Raw genomic sequence first — 17188 nt, forward strand, 5'->3', positions numbered from 1 at the left:
TGATTGGTCTGAATGCTTACCCCAGACTTGTTTGGTGAACCGCAGTTTCCTGAAGGGTTCCGGTACGCGCCTGACGTTCTGTCCACTGCAGATGAGCGCCTTCTGGTGCGTCGGTTCGAAGACCTCGCATTGCAGGCCTTCGAGTTCCGCGGCTACTCGGCGAACCGTCGCATCTATACCTTCGGCCACAAGTACGTCTTTGCTGGGCAAAAACCGCGCGCAGACTCGAGCATTCCGGACTACCTGCGGCCGCTCACCGAGATTGCGGCTCATATCACCGGCAAGCCTACGGAGGCCTTCGAGCAAGTCATGGTGACGCAGTACCCGCCCGGGGCGGGCATCGGCTGGCACCGCGACAGGCCCGTGTACGAGGACATCGTGGGCATCTCGTTTTTGGCTCCATGCCACCTGCGTCTGCGCCAGCGACAGAGTGACGGCAGTTGGGTCAGGCGAGCCGCGCCGATTGAGCCCCGATCCGCGTATCTCCTGAGCAGAGAAGTGCGCGACGAATGGCAGCACAGCATCGCCGCCATGGACGAGCCGCGCTATTCCGTAACCTTGCGTACCTTCCGGCCCGGCAAGGGCGCAGAGGCGCCCGCTGCAGGCACTTGACACCACCAGAGAGACCGAAAGGGAACCTCTTGGGCATCGGAGCACTGGCGCGCCTCGATGAGAGCTGCAAGGGCTCAATGACATCTCACCCCATCCGCATGAACCGAGTGTTCTGGTGACTCAGTCCGGTCGCGGCGATGACTGCCGACGCCAAAAGGCCCGCGCTGGAGGCTCCAAGCACCCACTGGAGAGACCAAATATCAGCGGTACGCCCGAAGGCCCAGGACCCGAGCGCCTGACCGAGAGAGAACACCAGCGAATAGACCATCAAGGCCTTACCCCAGACGGGGGCAGGAAGGGTTTGCCGCGCCAACACCGCCATCGACGCGGGAGCGATGAACATCGAGGCTCCCATTGCCGCGGCCGAGAGATAGACCACGGGCAGCTCCGCGCCGGCGACGACTGGTAGTGCCACCGCGGCTGCGCAAATGATGATGCAGAGCGCAAGGGAGTTGGATGCCTGCCATCGCCCTAAAGGGCGCTCCCAAATCCAGGCCGAGGCGAAGACCCCAGCTCCCATGAGCATCCACATCCCAGCGCCGTGGTACCACGGCAGATGCTGCGCCCGTGTCCACGCGAAAACAAAGAACACATACCCGGTGTGGGCCGCTGCGAATCCCGCGTAGCCGAGAAGGACGCGCCAAGAAGAATCCAGGCCTAGCGAGCCGCTCCCCTCGGAGGCGCTCTGAGCCCTGCTGACCGGGCTGTGCCCGATGCTCAAAGGCAGGACGACGAGCACCGTGCAGAGAACCCCTAAGACCAGCCAGGCCAGTGCCCATCCAGAGGCGCCACGCCACTGCAGCAGTGCCGGAACGACCGCGCCTGTCATGACCATTCCTAGGCCAGCGCCCCCGAAAAAGAGGCCGGTCGCAGCGCCTTTGCGCCGTGCATCGTTCGCGTAAATCTGCGACACCAGCACGCCACCGGTCGAGAAGGACCATGCGGTTCCCATGCCTGAGAGAAGGCGCAGGATGACCAGCCAGGCAAAGTCGCTACTGACGGCCATCAGGGGGAGAGTCGCGACTGTCAACAGCAGCCCAACACGAAAGAGCCTACCGCTACTCGCCCACCGCAGGAGCACGAAGCCGGATGTGGTTCCAAGGATGTAGCCCAGTGCGTTGGCGGTGTTTATCCATGATGCTTGTTCGTATCCCCAGTGCAGGTCTGCTTGCATGGCCGGCATCACCAGCGCGTAGCCGAAGCGCGTAACTCCGTGCCCAATTGCCACAGCGAGGCCAAGCCACAGCGCCGCTCGAAGAGATGTCGCCTGCTCGGTCATGCTTTGTCCACGAAGTTGACGGGACCGAGGAAGTCCATCTTGCCGACGTTAACTCCCTTGTGGCGCAGGATTGCGTACGCCATGGAGACGTGGAAGTACACGTTCGGAAGGACGATTTGCAGCAGGTAGTCCGGCCCGACCAGTACCTTGCCCGGCGCCCAGGAGAGGCTCACTTGTTGCCAGGTGGCGTCTGCGTATTGAGCGGGCTGCACGCTTTCCGCGAACGCCACGGTCTTTCGAATTCGGCTGCGAACATCCTCCAGCGTCTGCTCGGTGTCCTCGTGCCGCGGAGGCTTCTGGCCAGAGAGCCAGGCCGCTCCGGCCTTGGTGTAGTCACACGCGCTTTGGACTTGGTAGATGAAGTCACGCATGTCCGGGGCGAGCTGCGCGTGCATCAGCACGCCCACGTCGAGGTCCTGAGCCTGGGCGTGAGCTTGCGCCTTATCGAGCCAGCGCTCCATGTTCTTTAAAGCTTGCGAAATCTGCGCTATTGCTTGGTGGTACATAAATGCTCTTCTCGATAAGACTCAGGCGGCATCGTGGAAGACGATGCCTAGGGTGTGGCGTTTGCCGGAGCGCAGATGATTCACTCCATGGCGCATCTTCACCTGGTAATCGCCATGTGAGCCGCGGACGGGACGGTTGTTGGACGTGATGACCACAGCATCGCCCTTGTGCAGAGGTTCGACGACTATCCCGCGGGTTTGCATGCGGGGCCGCTGCTCGGACAAAAGCAGCTGTCCGCCTTCGAAGTCCTGGTCGGGCTCGTCAAGAAGGACGATGACCTGCAGAGGAAAGACCTGCTCGCCGTGGATGTCCTGATGCAGAGCGTTGTAGTCGCCCGGACCATACGCCAACAGCGCCATCGTTGACTTGTCCTGGCCGGCCTGCCGCAGCTCCTTGAGGTACTTGGCGTGGTCCCTCGGGTATCGGGTCTCGCGTCCGAGCCGCTCCATCCAGCCATTGGCGATATCAGCGACGTGTGGGTAGAAACTGCGGCGAAGTTCGTTGATGAGGGGCGGCAGAGGATAGTCAAAGTACTTGTACTGACCTCGCCCGAAACCGTGTCGCTCCATGATGATGCGGTTCCTGAAGCGCTCTTCTTCAGAGAACATGGCCGCTATGGAGTCAGCCCCCGACGGGGTGAGTATGCCTGGGAGGATGGCCCAACCCTCCTCATTCACGATGCGCGACAACTCGGCCCAATCAAGCGCCTCGATACGCTCCGTGACGACCCGGGAGCGGGCTTTCGCTTGCGGCTTCTTTATCGCTTGCGGCTTCTTCAACACTGCGCTTGACATCTGTGTCTCCTTGGTTGGTGCGAACTGCGCTGACCTGCTTACGGAGCAATCAGCCAGTGCACGCTGAACAACTTGCGGTCGTCGGTCCAAACTGTGTGCGGCCGGAACCCTGCTATTGCGGCCAACCCTCGCAATCCTTCGATGGAAAACTTGTACGAGTTCTCTGTGTGCAGACTAAATCCCTCGGCGACCTCAAAGGTGATGCCTCCAAGATGAACTCGTTGGTCACGGCGGCTGATGAGATGCATTTCGACCCGGCTGTGAGCTGGATTGAAGAACGCGCTGTGCCACCACTCGGAGAGCTCGAAATCTGCGCCTAGCTCGCGATTGGCGCGCGCCAGCAGGTTCTTGTTGAAGTCCGCGGTGACGCCCTTTGCGTCGTTGTATGCCGCATCCAGGACTGACGGGTCCTTCAGGAGGTCCGCGCCAATCAGCAGCCCTCCACCACGTAGCATCTGAGCAGCCCGGCGCAGGAACTCCAGGGCTTCGCTCGGGGTGAAGTTCCCAATGGTCGACCCCGGGAAGAACCCGATTCGGCGAGCGCCCCAAGCCACTGGTGGCAGGTCGATGGAACCGGTGTAGTCACCGGCGACAGGGGCTACCTCCAACCAAGGGAACTCGGCCCTCAGGCTAGCGGCGGCTCGATGGAGATGGTCGACCGAGATGTCGACGGGCAGGTAGCGCCGGGGCCGCATGTCGTTCAGGAGAAGGCGCACTTTACTCAGCGAGCCTGCTCCGAACTCAATCAGCTCCGTGCCTGGCCCCGTCACTTCAGCTATTTCAGCTGCGTGCTCCGACAGAATCCCCCACTCGGTGCGAGTAGGGTAGTACTCGGGAAGGTCACAGATTCGGTCGAAGAGGCGCGAACCCTGCGCGTCGTAGAAGTACTTCGGCGAAATGGCATGAGGCGGCTTGGAAAGCGCGAGCTGCAGGTCGCGCAGCAATTCGCTTCCGCCCTGTGTGTCGGCGCCAGTGCCCGTGGGGCCTAGGTTTCTCATGCCAGGTCCCTTGCCAGGCGTACGCCGCTGAATTGCCAGCGCGCGGTCGGCGGGAAGAAGTTGCGGTAGGTCCGGCGCGTGTGCCCAGTCGGCGTGAATTCGCTTCCGCCGCGCAGCACCATTTGGCCCACCATGAACTTGCCGTTGTATTCCGCAACGGCGCCGGCGAGTGGCTTGAACCTGGGGTAGGGGTCGTATGAGGACCGCGTCCATTGCCACACCACTCCGGTGACGGCGACGGCATCCTTGGCAGCCGACATCACCTCCCATTCTGCCTCTGTCGGCAGCCTCGCACCTGCCCATTGCGCGTATGCAGCCGCCTCGTAGAAGCTCAGTTGACTCACCGGCGCGTTCGAGTCGAAGGGTTGAACGCCTGTGGCGCCGAAGGTCTGCCAGTGCTGCGCCGGAGCACGTGGGTCTCCAGGCGCAATCCAGTACAGGGGGTGAGTCCAGCCGTGGTTTTGCACTTGGGCCCAACCCTCGGAGAGCCAGAGGGCGGGGTTTCGATAGCCGCCGTCGTCGATGAACTGCATGAACTCTGCGTTCGTGACCAGACGGTTGGCGATTTCGAAGGGTTCCAGCCAGACCCGATGTCGCGGGGTCTCGTTGTCAAAGCTGAAGCCCTCTCCAGAGTGGCCAATCTCCGCCATGCCTCGTTCGTGCTGCAGCCATTCCACGGGAGAAGCTTCAGCGGCCGGCTCGTGTGTGGCGTTTGGGTGCCAGGCAGGTAGGGTTGGATTGAGCGAGAACGCATGCAGGATGTCGGTCGCAATCAGCTCCTGATGCTGCTGCTCGTGGTGCAGCCCAAGCTCAATGAGCGGCGCTGCAGCAGCCCATGCTTCTTCTCCTGCCGTCGAGATGAATGCCAGCATGGCTTTGTCGACGTACTGTCGATAGGCCCATACCCCGCTTACGGGCGGGCGCGAGAGCAGGCCGCGTTGAGGCCTCGGATGGCGCGGGCCTAGCGACTCGTAGTACGAGTTGAACAGGAAGGAGAACTCCGCATTGAACGCGCGATGCGCAGTTACGTGCGGCTGCAGCACGACGGCTTCGAAAAACCAGGTCGTGTGGGCCAGGTGCCACTTGGTCGGGCTCGCATCGGGCATCGACTGGAGCCCTTGGTCCTCAGGAGTGAGGCCGGCTACGAGCTCTGCGGAGTGGCTTCGGGTACGCCCGTATGCAGACCAAACCTGCGCGCGGTCCGCGCGAAGGAGAGGCGAGATACCGGCGACCAGTGAGTTGGACACGTTCTAAATCCTTCGAGGGTGCCTGACTGCGGGAGTCGGCTAGAGCCGCACGGAGGGCGGCTGCCTCACCCGCCCGTCCTTTTCTGCGGACGGCCAGGTGGTTGCGGCTGCATCCATCCAGTTCAGCCGAACAGGCTCTGCATGTCGGGGGAGGGCAGCTCCGAGCGTCCCAGCTTGCCTTCTTCAAGGAACTGCTCCGTCAGCGCTTGCGTATGGGCCCAAACGCGGCCGGAAATCGCTGCGCCGGCACTGAGACGGCGGACACCGGCGGCCGCGAGCTTGTCGTGGGCCGGCAGCCCGCCCCAGGCCATGACGTTCAGCGGAAGCTTGGTAGCACCGGAAATGTCGCGCATCTCAGGCAGGGCCGTGATGCCCGGGACGAAGAGCCCGTCAGTGCCCGCCTTCTCGTAGAGCTTCGCGCGGCGGAGGACTTCAGCGACCTCTTCGCCCTCGGGCGCCAGACCAGCCAGGTACACGTCGGTGCGAGCGTTCACGAAGATATCCAGGCCAGCGTGCGACAGCGCGGACTTGACCGCTTCGATTTTCTTGGCCAGCAGCTCGGCCGGTTCCTCGCCGTCCTCCAGGTTCACCCCGACCACGCCGACTTCAGCCAGGCGGACCACCAGTTCGCCCACTTCTTTGGGCTTGGAGGAATAGCCGCCCTCGATGTCGATGGTCACCGGCACCTTCACGGCGCGCGTGATGTTCTGGCTGATGGCGACCACCAGGTCCGGCGGCATGTTGTTGCCGTCGGCGTAGCCAGCCGCCCAGGCCATCCCGGCGCTGGTGGTGGCGACGGCCTTGGCGCCCAGGCTCTCGGATAGGCGGGCGCTACCGGCATCCCAGGCGTTCGCCAGGAGCAGCAGCCCGCTCTCGTGCATTGCACGGAAGGCGTTGAGTTTGGTCTTGTTCGAGGTCTTGGACATGGCAATCTCCTTCAGGTTTCATGAGTGAGCGGTCCGCAGCATCCCAGTCCTTAGACCGTCTCTTGCGCAACCGAAATCAGTTGCTTGAAGAAACTGTAGCCGCATAAGTTGCATGACGCAACTGACATTGAGTATCCGAGTGTTACGCTCTGGTTTCCGTGACCGGCCGTTCAGGTTGCATGAAGAAACTGTAGATGGTAGAGTTTCATCATGGAACGCAAACGATTCGTGGACATGGAGTGCAGCGTCGCCCGCTCCCTGGAGGAGGTCGGCGAGTGGTGGAGCTTGCTCATCGTGCGGGAGTGCCTGCTGGGCTCGACCCGTTTCGATGAGTTCCAGAGTAACCTGGGCATCGCCAGAAACGTGCTGACCACGCGTCTGGAGCGACTGCAAGAGCTGGAAATCCTGGAGCGATTTCCGCTGGAGGAGCGCGCGAACACCTTCGGCTACCGCCTTACCCCCAAGGGCCTGGAGCTGTACCCGGTCTTGGTGGCGCTGATGCAGTGGGGCGACAAATGGACTGCACCGTCCGGCAAGCCTCCAATCAAGCTGGTGGACAACAGCTCCGGCCAGCCAATTGAGCCGTTGGTGGTTCGCGCCAAGGGCGGGCGAAACCTCGCCTACAACCAGGTTCGCTACGAACCGGGCCCGGGTGCGAGCGCGGCTACTCGTGAACTGGTGAAAAGACGGAACGAACGAGTCCTGGGCTAGCACGCGCGCTTTGCTCACGGTTACTCTGCGTCCTTGCCGCCCGGGAGCGCCCCCGCCAGCCAGCAGACCCACTTCGCGGGGAAATAGATGTCGTCGTCCCTCGTGACGGGAGTTGCAGAGGCGCTCTTCATTGCTCAGTCCTTTTTGTAAAGGAGTAGGAAGGTGGGGCGGAGGGGACGGAAGTTCTGGGCTGGTATCCGTGGTGGCTATCGACGATTCATCGCTGATAAGGGACGCTGGCGAGCACTCCGCGCTCAGGCGCAGGCGTGTTGAGGTTCGCCAGCCCTGCACGCACTGCGTCTCGCAGGTGGCGCAAACCGAATGAGGTGTCGATGCGGGTCCCATTCAGGAAGAACCCGGGCGTGCCCCGCACGCCACGTGAGAGGGCCGTCTCGATGTCTTGCGCCACGCGAGCTTCATGGACGCGCAGCTCAAGGTCCTGGTTGAATCGGGGAAGGTCCAGGCCCAAACGCTGCGCGAACCCGACCAGAACCTTGCCATTGAGCTCACCCGTTCGGGTGTAGACCAGGTCGTGGAACTGCCAGAACTTGCCTTGAGCGGCTGCGGACTCTGCGGCTTCCGCCGTCATCTGGCTGTTTGGGTGTGTGCCTGGGTCGGGGTAGTGTCGATAGATGAACTGGACAAGCCTGTCGTGGCCATCAAGGAGGGCCCGAAGCACGGGGTAGGCATGCTTGCAGTACGGACACTCGAAGTCTCCGTACTCCTCCAAAACCAGAGGCGCATCTCCGGAACCTTTGGCGTGCTCTTCAGGGCTTGTAGGCATGATTTGGGCTCGAGAGTGGGAAATGGTCAGAAGTTGATGGCGCGGCCATTGGAAGCGAGAGCTGCCTCCTTCACGGCCTCCGCGAGAGTTGGGTGAGGGTGCGTCACCGCGGCAATGTCCTCGGCCGTGCCTCGAAACTCCATGGCCATCGTGCCTTCCGTGATGAGTTCAGAGGCATGAGGACCAATCACGTGAACACCCAGGACTCGGTCCGTGCGCGCATCGGCAAGCACCTTCACGAATCCGGTGATGTCCCCGAGCGCACGGGCACGCCCGTTCGCCAGGAGAGGAAAAATTCCGGCTCGATATGTGAGGCCTGAGGCTCTCAATTCGGCCTCGGTCCACCCCACCCAGGCCACTTCGGGGTGCGTGTAGATGACTGACGGAATCGTCTTGAAGTCAACCTCCGGTTTCTGGCCGGCGATTCGCTCGACGGCGGCAACCCCTTCGGCCTCGGCCTTGTGAGCCAGCATCGGGCCACGAACAACGTCCCCGATTGCCCATACCTTGTCCACAGTGGTCCTGCACTCGCTATCGACCTCAATAGCTCCACGGCCGTCGAGCGCCAGTCCGATTGACTCACCCGCCAGGCCGTCGGTGTTCGGAATGCGGCCGATGGACACGATGAGGTGGTCGCATACCAGCTCACGGCTCTGACTCTGCGACGTGTACTGGACGACGACGTCATCTCGTCGCGCATTGACTGAGTCAATCTGTACGCTGAACTCGAATCGGAGACCCTGCTTGCCGAGAACCTTGAGTGCCTCGGCTGCGACTTCCTCGTCCGCCATCGGTAAGAACACGGGCTGCGCTTCCAATAGGGTCACGTCTGCGCCCAGTCGCCGCCAAACTGACCCCAGCTCGACGCCTATCACGCCGGCACCTATGACTCCCAGACGCTTTGGGACGGTTGGAAGGCGAAGCGCTCCATCGTTCGAGAGGATTAGCCTCTCATCAAACGGGACGTCAGGGAAAGGGCGCGGCCTTGAGCCGGTCGCGATGATGACGTTCTCCGCGGTGACATCCAGTGCCGGGGAGGTGCCGGAGATAGCTACGTGCACGCCAGCGGAATCCCGGCCTGTGAATGCCGCGTGACCATGGAAGAAGGTCACCTTGTTCTTGCGAAACAGGTACGAGATGCCCTCGTTGTTCTTACGCACGACGCCTTCTTTGCGGCGCTGAGCCTGTGCAATGTCAAACGCCAACTCCTTGAGACGCACGCCGTGGTCCTCAAAATGTGAGGATGCAATCTCAAAGTACTCGCTCGACTGAAGCAGCGCCTTGGAAGGGATGCATCCGACATTCGTGCAAGTCCCGCCCAGCGCAGGCTTCCCGGAGTCGCCTGGCCAGCTGTCAACGCACGCGACTCGCATGCCCAGCTGCGCCGCACGAATTGCGGCGGTGTAGCCTCCTGGGCCACCTCCAATAACCAAGACGTCGAAACTATGCTCACTCATGCGAAGCTGGAACCTTCAGCAAATTGGGAAGCTTTAGATGGGCACATAGCAGAATACGATAGGCCCTTATTCAAGTGACACATACTTGCTATGCATAGACCGCCATGCGTGGCAAGGCTTGAGAAGCCGTAGTCCCTGCCACATCACCGATGCCCGTGCTGAGAAGGTGCAAGACGCTGCACGGAAGCAAGCGCCGTAAGAACACCTGCTAGTTCAACGGTCTGCGGCGCGCCGCACCGAATCTCGGTGTAGACAACCGTCTGGGTCTGGTCTACTACGAAGAACGAGGAGAGCGGGGCCGACCACTCCGCGTCTCCATTGAACTTAGGGAGGTCGAGGTCGAGACCCAGGTACAGCTCCCTCAAGCTCTCCGGTATTTGCCAGTTCACCCGGTACCAGTCCGCTGTGCGCCCATGTGGGTCGTGCAGTACTGGGAAGTCCAGCTGCAGCGCGCGAACGCACCGCCGGTTGTACATCTCCGTCTGAGGCGTGATGGCGAGGACGGAACCTCCGAGCTCCCTAATCTCGCTAAGCGCCAGCTGCACCGCGCGCAGTTCGCGGGTGCAGCATGGGCACCACTGCCCTCGATAGAACACGAGAACGACAGGGCCTGAGCTGACCTGGTCGGCCAGTGAGACGCAGTTGTGCCGCTCGTTGGGCAACGTGAAGCCGGGAGCATGGCTCGCGGCGCTAAGCGCCATGGCCGCCCGGTCAGTCGACACTGCGTCGCCCACGACCCTGAGCATGGCGACCAAAGCGTCAGTTCGCGTTCGCACCTGTAAGTGCTCACGCAGCGCATCGAGCTTCTGTTGCAGCGACATGGAGAGTGCTGTGACGTCCCAGCTACCCAGCAACTGCTCCCGTGGAGAGGGCCTTCAGAGCCGGCGACGTCTTGCGGAATCATGGCGACGCTCGCCCACTCTTGCGTCCGATTTATGTCGCTTTGCGGCTAGTTTTGGCAGGGGCTGCGAGCATCCGTGAGCAAGGACCGCTGTGTTGTGGCGCAGACGTTTCCTCGGTCTTCAGCTCGCGTATCAAAAAGTCCGTCAACGCCCGTGCCGCAGGCTTTGCCTGGCGGCCCATGGCATAGACGGCATGCAAGTCTGCTTGGCCGAAGTCCCAATCCTCAAGCAGGCGCACTAGCTTGCCTTCGGACAGCTCCTGGGCACAGCTGCACTGGCTGGCGACGACAATTCCCATTCCCGCAGTTGCTGCAGCAATGCGACCCTCGTTGGTCGAGAAGGTGAAGCGGCTTTCGACTCGAACGGACGAGACCTTTCCGTCACGTCGCAGCGTTACCCCAGCGCCGCTGGCGCCGGGCCCCGCGAATACATGGAAGTTAGCGAGGTCCGCAGGTGATTGAGGCAAACCAGCGCGGGAGACGTACGCCGGCGAGGCAGCGGCGATTCGAGGCCAGGAGTGAATCTTCCTGGCGACGGCAGATGAGTCCTCGAGCGCCCCGAATCGGAGGGCTACGTCAATTCCTTCTGCGACGAGGTTCTGGCGTTCGTCGGTGAGCGTGATGTTCACTCGCAGCTGAGGGTGAAAGCTCATGAAGTCGGCTAGCTTGGGAATCAAGTACCGCCTTCCGAAGCTCGTCGCGGTTCCTATCCGGAGGGTGCCGCTAAGCACGCTCGTCCCGCGGACAATCTCGGCCGCCTCGTCTAATGCGTGCAGTGCGTTCTCGACGCGAGAGAAGTACTCTGCACCTGCTTCAGTGAGCGTTACGGTGCGCGAGGTTCGAGCCAGAAGGGGGACCCCCACCTCCTTCTCTAGGCCGGCGATTGCGCGCGACACCGTAGGCTGAGAAACTCCTTTCTCCCGCGCGGCCTCGGAGAAACTACGCGTTCGCGCGACTCGAATGAACAGCCTAATGGCCTCGAAACAGTTCGTCATCCTTAACGGCCCTCGGGGCGCTGCGTTCTGTTGGCGGAAGCTCGCCTCTGCGGGCTCTCCTCATACCCGGCCAATGTGAGTCCTTCTTCCTGTCCATGCTGAAGTGCAGCTGCTCCGCTTCTATTCGTCCCATGCATTGAATGCACCCAAGATGCGAGTCAATCGAGCCGTTCGTCTTGCGGTTTCTCGCGCGACTGTGCAAATCTTGCGATGCACGCGTGCTCTAGCGCGGCAAATGACCGGGAGGGTCAGTCTCGCTTGCGCTGAAGGCGAAACTCACGTGGCGTCAGACCAAATGCCTTGCCAAACGTCCTGGTGAAGTGGCTGTGATTCATCCCGACCTCCAGAGCCACCTCGATGACATGCTGGTCGGTAGTTGCTAGAAGAGCCTTGGCTCGCTGCAAGCGCCTCTGCGTCACGTACACGTGGGGCGTGCTGCCTTGAGCGGCTTCGAACCTGCGGGTGAAGTGCCATAGGCTCATGCCAGCGCAATTAGCCAAATCAGCCAGGCTGATTGCTTGGTCAAGGCGTTCGTCGATGTGACGGTCCAGCTTGCGCAACTCGGACGCTGAAAGGGGAGTCACGTGCTTCGTATGAAGCTGCTTGGGTGGCTCCAATGCGCTTTTCGATACGCCATAGGCAAGCAAAGTGGCGAACGCGGCAGCCACCGGGCAAGTTAGCTCTTCCCCGGATGCTAGCGAGGCCCCGAGCATCGCGGCCGAGGATGAGATGAATGGATTTCGAATGGACAGTGTGTCTTCGAACTTCAACTCCTTGCCACCAAGCGCTTGGCTGATGAAGTCGGTGGACAGCTGCACCGAAACGATGTCTGCAGATTTCAGCCAGTGGACAGAATGCTGCTGTTGCCGCGATACGAGAAGGATGTCTTTGTCGCCGAACTTTTGAACTAGCTTGGTGCCAGTTTCTGATTGGCGGGTTACCTGGTACTGAGCTCCCTGAAGAGGAATGCAGACTTGAATCGACTCGTGAGTTTCTTCAGGATAAAGCGAGGGCGGCGAAGAGCTGCTGTTCAATTCGAACATGCCGGGTTCGACGAAGGAAGTGGAACGCCGCGAGGCCATGAAATTCTCGGTTTTCTAGGGGTGGGCAGCACCGTGGACCCTCTTGAGTCAAGGTGCCAATTCCGAACTCGGCGCCACGCGTCATCTGGTCATGCCACATAATCCAAAGACGCCTGTCTTGGGCCTGTCGGTGATGCTTCAATCAGTCGATGTAGCCTTCCACGACGCCAACATCACGAGGCTTCGACTCGTCGGGATTTCGTCCGTACTCGCGCAGTGCACGCCGTTGGCGCAACAGGTCCCAACATTGGTCTAGCTCCTCAGACACGTGCCGCAACCGGGTGCCGTCTTCTTCCAACGCCGTCCCCTGGTCTCGGAGAACGCGCTCTTCGTCAACAAGCGCAGTGATGTGCTTGAGGATGGACTTGTCGCTCATGTTCATTCCTTTCGTGAACCAAGAAGGGCCCCTTCTGTGCCATTGCTTCTTTGATGGAGCAACGAACAGAGCCAGCGTGTCTCTATGCCGCCGGCGGTTGCCTAGAGAACTGCTCGAAATTCATGGCCTCGGCGTCCTCTCCGCAGGCCGACCGCCATTCCCGCAACAGGTACTCGAGCTGTTCCTGTCTATAAAAGCGTGCAAGGCCGATGAGGGCGTCGACGTTCGCATCCGTGACCAGCTCCCTGCCTCGGCCGCGCTTCAAAGCCCGGAAGATTGCAAGCAGCTGCTCGTCGTCTAGAGCGGCGGGATAGGTGTTTGAAGAACTTGACATCACTAGACCTCCAGGGTTTCCGAAACCGTGAATCTTGATGGAGAGTTGGTACGTGCTGCCGACGTGCCGCTCGTACGGGCGGCCGGCGCATCCCGGCTCGCCAACGACTGTTCTCTGTACTCCCGCGGCTCTACCCCGTAGGAACGCCGGAAGGCTCGGATGAAGCCGCCGTTATTGGAGTAGCCTGCTGCCCTCCCAATCAGCCCGATGGGAGTGCTTGTAGTGCGCAGTTGCTGCGCCGCCTGGCGCATGCGCAAATCTCGGAGAACGCTCATCGGCGCGCGTCCGAACACATCACAGAATCGGGCCATGAATCCAGAGCGACTCAAGCACGCGGCACTTGCCAGACTCTCCACCGAATGTGCCGCGCCCGGGCGCTTCGTCATTTCAACGAATGCCCGCGAGATTCGCGGGTCGCGGAGGGCGGCTATCTGCTCTACCCACGCAGCCGGTGATGTGAGTGCCCGCCGCAGGAGGAGCAAGAGCGCGTGCTTAATAAGCAACGCCACCATCACCGTTCGCCCAGGATGCTCATGGCGCATTTCTTCGAGGGCGAGCCTGAGCTGGTTGTGAAGCGCGTCACCGTCCTCGAACCGTTCCACGATGGCAGCTGGCGAGCCGCTGAATAGGTCGACAACCTCGCCGAAGGTCGCCTGGAACTCGCCGCAGATAAGGCGGAGGTCGCTTGAGCCCCCTACATCGGGGTGTATCGCCGGCCGCTGAGCCCTCGCTCCCGGAGGGACCACGACCAGGGTTTGAGCCGCGATGGGGATTGAGTCGCCTTTCTCTGTGGTCAACGTCCCGCGCCCTGATACGACGTAGTAAAGGCAGGCCTTGGAAGTTTTCGTGGGGGAGTGCCACTGTCCACTGCGGAACGTGTGTTCCTCCACGCATCCTTGCTGCACTTCCAATGCGCCCATTAGGGGCGCGAGGTCGGCGGCGGAGATTCTGGCAATTGCGCGGTCTCCGTCTGGGATTCCCGAAGACGCATGCCGGTTTGAAGGCCTCATGGCGGCGGTTCCTCGAGTCTGGACGCGAAAATGGCTGCGAAGAAAGCTCCGCTGCCACGCACGTGCAATCCTCTCAAATCCAGCCGTAGAAAGCATTAACAATCCAAGCATAGAAGCCATACAGAAGACGTATCAATCAGCTCTTCAAAGTGCCACGGACGGCGTGAAGCGGCGGCTTTTCATGCGCAGGGCTCGCCGTCTGCATCGCCGCGCTCAGTAGACGCCGATGCCCATGGCCAGTTCCTGAGCTTCAGCGACTGCGGCCTTGAAGCTTCCTTCCGGGTCGCTGTTGATGATGGTCGGTTGGAACCGAATCTCTCGAATGATGTCGACGCCAGCCTGATTGAGCCATGCCTTCAGGTACGTCGAGTGATGGTCGATACCGAAAGCAGGCGAGGGCATCGAGGGGCCCCATGCCCCACTTGTGAGCGCGAGCACGGCACTCTTGTTCTTCAGCAACCCGTGGTAGCCGGTCGTCGCATCCAGCGTCCAGAGAAGACCAGGCTGGTGAATCACGTCGATGTATTGCTTCAGGCGGTACGGGATGCCGCCGTTCCACATGGGCACTGCAAGCACGTATTGGTCCGCCGCGATGAAGCGCTGAGCGATGGAGATGATTTCGTCCCAAGCCGTCTTCTGCCGGGCGTTCTGGTCCTGGTCACCAATGACTGCCATCTTTGCGGCCACCTTGTTGCCGTCGAACTCGGGCAGCCTCTCGGCGGCGAGGTCGAGCACATCGACCGCGATGTTCGGGTCTTGTTCCCGCAGTGCAGCGATGTAGGCATCGGCGATGGCGGTGCTCTTCGCCTCAGGACGCGGCGATGCCTGGATGTACAGGATGTTGGTCATTTGTCAGCTTGGTTGTGAGATGGAGGGGAGGGTGGGCTACTCAGGACCTGAGCACGATGGCTCCGTCTGCGACGTAGCGGCAGAAATTCGCGAAAGGAATCGCCGCCTCCTGCCGCCACGAACCCTCGGTCCAGGCGAATACGACGTCGCCGGCGGAGAGGATGACTTCAGCCGGTCCCAGGGGAATCTCGACGAGCGGCCCTTCACCCATTCGATACTCAACGCGGCCTGCGATGGTTGCGCTCAGTTCTGCAGGCGCTCGCAAGCTGTACGTGAAGAAGGAGTCGAGTTCCTTGCCGATTGCGGGGTGGTCAAAGTCGAATTGACCCTGCTCCGCGATGGACCTTGCTGCGCGCATGAAACCGCCCCATGCGCTGCGGGCAAGTGCCCCGCCGACGCTGATGCGGCGAACGCCGAGAGCTGCAATATCCTTGACTGTGTGGCCAGTGTCTGAACTGACCAACACGTTCACAGGCTTCGGGTGCACCGCCTGGACGATGGCGGAGATTCCCTCTCGCGAGGTCACACCAGGTGCGTAGAGAACATCGGCTCCGGCAGCTGCATAGGCTTGCAGCCGCTTGATGGTGTCGGCCAAGTCAGGGCGACCAGCCCAGAAATTCTCTGCACGCCCCACCAGGAGCGGGGCATCCGGGCCGAGTGCATCCAAGGTGGCTCTGACCACGCGGAGCCTAGCAGACGCCGTGTCGATGTCCCACACTGGGTTGGACGTCACCCCCGTGCCGTCTTCGATACCGATTCCCGCCGCCCCCGTGTTGGCGGCGGCCAACGTATGGCGAGCGAGCTCCTCTGAAGATTCTGCAAACCCGGACTCGAAGCTCACGCTCACTGGCAAAGAAGTCGCCTCGACGATTTCTCGAGCGTGAGCCAAGACGTCGTCCATTGACAGGTCGCCTTCGGGGTAGGCGCGCGACCACGCCGCCCCTCCGCTGCTCGTGCCCAGCGCCTTGAAGCCCAGGCCCTCCAGGTATCGTGCGCTTCCTCTGTCCCAAGGGTTGGGCATCACGAAACATCCGGAACGGTGCAGTTCCCTGAACTCTCGGCGGCGTTTCGACTGTTCGGCTTTTGAAATGGACATTGCTTCCTCGTTGTGTCTTTGCGACTGAAGTCAGACCGCCGATGGCGATGCCGGCGCGGTACGACCCGCCAGCAAACGGTAAGGCAGCATCTGGGTACAGGATTCCACGCGATGTCTCCAAGGGTCCTGATTCGTGAGGTGCGCGGAGCCTTCGGCGTGCTCAGAGGTCAAGTCAATGCAGCTCATGATGGGCGTCCATTCAGGCAGTCTAGGAAGGCGATTGAGCGAAGTCGCGTACCTCTTTGGCCGTCGCCGATAACCTCGTGTTAAGGCATTGGTGTTGCAGCGCATGTCGGCCCTCTCGGGTGAAGTACATCAAGCTCGTTCAGGCGCTGCAGGGCTTCGTTCCGACCGGCGCAGTCGCCTTTGCCGCGGCGCTGATGCGTCGACTGGCGAGCTCCGAGAGGGCGACCGCCAAGACCAGCGGGATGACCGCAACCAAGCCGAGGTTGTGTGCGGCGACGGTGCCGAATGCAAACATGCCCAGGGCGAACATGGCGAGTCGTCTATCCACTGGAGACTCCTTGGAGGTGGGGTGGTATTAGGTTGCTTGATGAAACTGTAGGCGCCATAGTTGTTTGATGCAACTAATTTGGAGTAACGGAATGTAGCTGGACGGCCTTGAGCTGACTCAGAGTGAGTTGCGTCGGCCAGGCGAAATGACTACAGTTGCATCAAGCAACTGAAAAGGGCGAGGCTTCCACTCAGCGCATGAGACGAGTGGTGCCTAAACGATTCACCTGAAGGAAAACCCGTGACCACAGAGCTGCTCTACCTGGAAGACATCACTCCTGGAATGCGTTTCACCAGCCCATCGGCGCACGTGAGTGAAGCTGACGTTGTGCGCTTCGCCAAGGAGTTCGACCCGCAGCCATTCCATGCCGACCCACAAGCGGCGAAGAACAGCTTCTTCGGCCGGCTGGTGGCTAGCGGTTGGCACACAGGCGCGGTCACCATGCGATTGCTTGCCACGGGAGGCCTACCTTTGGCCGGCGGAATCATCGGAGCAAGCGGTCAGCTGCAGTGGCCGGCGCCACTCCGGCCGGATTCCGACGTTCACGTCGAAACGGAGGTGCTCGACGTCAAGCCCTCCAGGAGTAAGTCGGACCGAGGCCTCATCACGACTCGCAGCCAGACCATCGACGGAGAAGGCACAGTCGTGCAGGTCGTCGAGATGAAGGTTCTCGTATGGTCGAAATCACAAGCGAAGTAGCCGACCCCTGTGACGCG

Annotated in this window: 19 protein-coding genes and 1 pseudogene; 3 read left to right on the forward strand and 17 right to left on the reverse strand. The window is 61.3% G+C overall.

The window, feature by feature from the left end; all coding sequences use genetic code 11:
• Nucleotides 1–12: 12 nt before the first annotated feature.
• Nucleotides 13–612, forward strand: coding sequence for an alpha-ketoglutarate-dependent dioxygenase AlkB (locus HNE04_RS23080; RefSeq protein WP_172224639.1), 600 nt, complete (start codon nt 13–15; stop codon nt 610–612).
• Between the two features lie 85 nt (nt 613–697).
• On the opposite strand, the gene HNE04_RS23085 is transcribed toward HNE04_RS23080, so the two are convergent.
• The 6 genes from HNE04_RS23085 to HNE04_RS23110 all read right to left on the reverse strand — a co-directional run bounded on the left by HNE04_RS23085 (nt 698) and on the right by HNE04_RS23110 (nt 6363).
• Nucleotides 698–1891, reverse strand: a complete 1194-nt coding sequence (locus tag HNE04_RS23085; protein ID WP_172224642.1) for a YbfB/YjiJ family MFS transporter — start codon at nt 1889–1891, stop codon at nt 698–700.
• A complete protein-coding gene (locus HNE04_RS23090; RefSeq protein ID WP_172224645.1) occupies nt 1888–2397 on the reverse strand; it encodes a DUF1993 domain-containing protein in 510 nt (169 codons plus the stop codon). The genes HNE04_RS23085 and HNE04_RS23090 overlap by 4 nt, the downstream gene beginning before the upstream one ends.
• Before the next feature lie 21 nt (nt 2398–2418).
• Nucleotides 2419–3192: a 2OG-Fe(II) oxygenase gene (locus HNE04_RS23095; protein WP_172224648.1), complete on the reverse strand. Its 774-nt coding sequence runs from the start codon at nt 3190–3192 to the stop codon at nt 2419–2421.
• Nucleotides 3193–3230: 38 nt separating this feature from the next.
• Nucleotides 3231–4190, reverse strand: a complete 960-nt coding sequence (gene egtD, locus HNE04_RS23100; RefSeq protein ID WP_172224651.1) for an L-histidine N(alpha)-methyltransferase — start codon at nt 4188–4190, stop codon at nt 3231–3233.
• A complete protein-coding gene (egtB, locus tag HNE04_RS23105) occupies nt 4187–5413 on the reverse strand; it encodes an ergothioneine biosynthesis protein EgtB (RefSeq protein WP_172224793.1) in 1227 nt (408 codons plus the stop codon). Before egtB ends, egtD begins: the two co-directional genes overlap by 4 nt.
• 146 nt (nt 5414–5559) lie before the next feature.
• Entirely contained in the window at nt 5560–6363 is an 804-nt protein-coding gene (locus tag HNE04_RS23110) for an isocitrate lyase/PEP mutase family protein (protein ID WP_172224654.1), read from the reverse strand.
• Between the two features lie 210 nt (nt 6364–6573).
• Here HNE04_RS23110 and HNE04_RS23115 point away from each other — a divergent pair, with 210 nt between their 5' ends.
• Nucleotides 6574–7074, forward strand: a complete 501-nt coding sequence (locus tag HNE04_RS23115; protein WP_172224657.1) for a winged helix-turn-helix transcriptional regulator — start codon at nt 6574–6576, stop codon at nt 7072–7074.
• 217 nt (nt 7075–7291) lie between these two features.
• Here the strand turns inward: HNE04_RS23115 and HNE04_RS23120 are convergent, their stop codons facing one another.
• From HNE04_RS23120 to HNE04_RS23170, 11 genes and pseudogenes are all read right to left on the reverse strand, one after another.
• A complete protein-coding gene (locus tag HNE04_RS23120; RefSeq protein ID WP_172224660.1) occupies nt 7292–7858 on the reverse strand; it encodes a DsbA family protein in 567 nt (188 codons plus the stop codon).
• A gap of 26 nt (nt 7859–7884) precedes the next feature.
• Nucleotides 7885–9315: a dihydrolipoyl dehydrogenase gene (gene lpdA, locus HNE04_RS23125; protein ID WP_172224663.1), complete on the reverse strand. Its 1431-nt coding sequence runs from the start codon at nt 9313–9315 to the stop codon at nt 7885–7887.
• 143 nt (nt 9316–9458) lie between these two features.
• A complete protein-coding gene (locus tag HNE04_RS23130) occupies nt 9459–10136 on the reverse strand; it encodes a peroxiredoxin-like family protein (protein WP_172224666.1) in 678 nt (225 codons plus the stop codon).
• Nucleotides 10137–10248: 112 nt separating this feature from the next.
• Entirely contained in the window at nt 10249–11211 is a 963-nt protein-coding gene (locus HNE04_RS23135) for a LysR family transcriptional regulator (RefSeq protein WP_172224669.1), read from the reverse strand.
• A gap of 248 nt (nt 11212–11459) precedes the next feature.
• Nucleotides 11460–12293, reverse strand: a complete 834-nt coding sequence (locus tag HNE04_RS23140; RefSeq protein WP_172224672.1) for an AraC family transcriptional regulator — start codon at nt 12291–12293, stop codon at nt 11460–11462.
• 142 nt (nt 12294–12435) lie between these two features.
• Nucleotides 12436–12669, reverse strand: coding sequence for a DUF2630 family protein (locus HNE04_RS23145; RefSeq protein ID WP_172224675.1), 234 nt, complete (start codon nt 12667–12669; stop codon nt 12436–12438).
• 82 nt (nt 12670–12751) lie between these two features.
• A complete protein-coding gene (locus HNE04_RS23150; protein ID WP_172224678.1) occupies nt 12752–13003 on the reverse strand; it encodes a hypothetical protein in 252 nt (83 codons plus the stop codon).
• Nucleotides 13004–13005: 2 nt separating this feature from the next.
• On the reverse strand, nt 13006–14133 hold the full coding sequence (locus HNE04_RS28610; protein ID WP_407926619.1) for an AraC family transcriptional regulator: 1128 nt from the start codon (nt 14131–14133) through the stop codon (nt 13006–13008).
• A 93-nt stretch (nt 14134–14226) separates the two neighbouring features.
• Nucleotides 14227–14862: an FMN-dependent NADH-azoreductase gene (locus HNE04_RS23160; protein ID WP_172224684.1), complete on the reverse strand. Its 636-nt coding sequence runs from the start codon at nt 14860–14862 to the stop codon at nt 14227–14229.
• A gap of 274 nt (nt 14863–15136) precedes the next feature.
• Nucleotides 15137–15958, reverse strand: a pseudogene (locus HNE04_RS23165) (isocitrate lyase/PEP mutase family protein); the annotation flags it as partial.
• A 325-nt stretch (nt 15959–16283) separates the two neighbouring features.
• Complete coding sequence (locus HNE04_RS23170) at nt 16284–16472, reverse strand: hypothetical protein (RefSeq protein WP_172224690.1); 189 nt, start codon at nt 16470–16472, stop codon at nt 16284–16286.
• A gap of 240 nt (nt 16473–16712) precedes the next feature.
• On the opposite strand from HNE04_RS23170, the gene HNE04_RS23175 reads away from it, so the two are divergent.
• Entirely contained in the window at nt 16713–17171 is a 459-nt protein-coding gene (locus HNE04_RS23175) for a MaoC family dehydratase (RefSeq protein WP_328700396.1), read from the forward strand.
• Nucleotides 17172–17188 lie beyond the last annotated feature (17 nt).

This window comes from Caenimonas soli (assembly GCF_013155545.1).
GTDB lineage: Bacteria > Pseudomonadota > Gammaproteobacteria > Burkholderiales > Burkholderiaceae_C > Ramlibacter > Ramlibacter soli.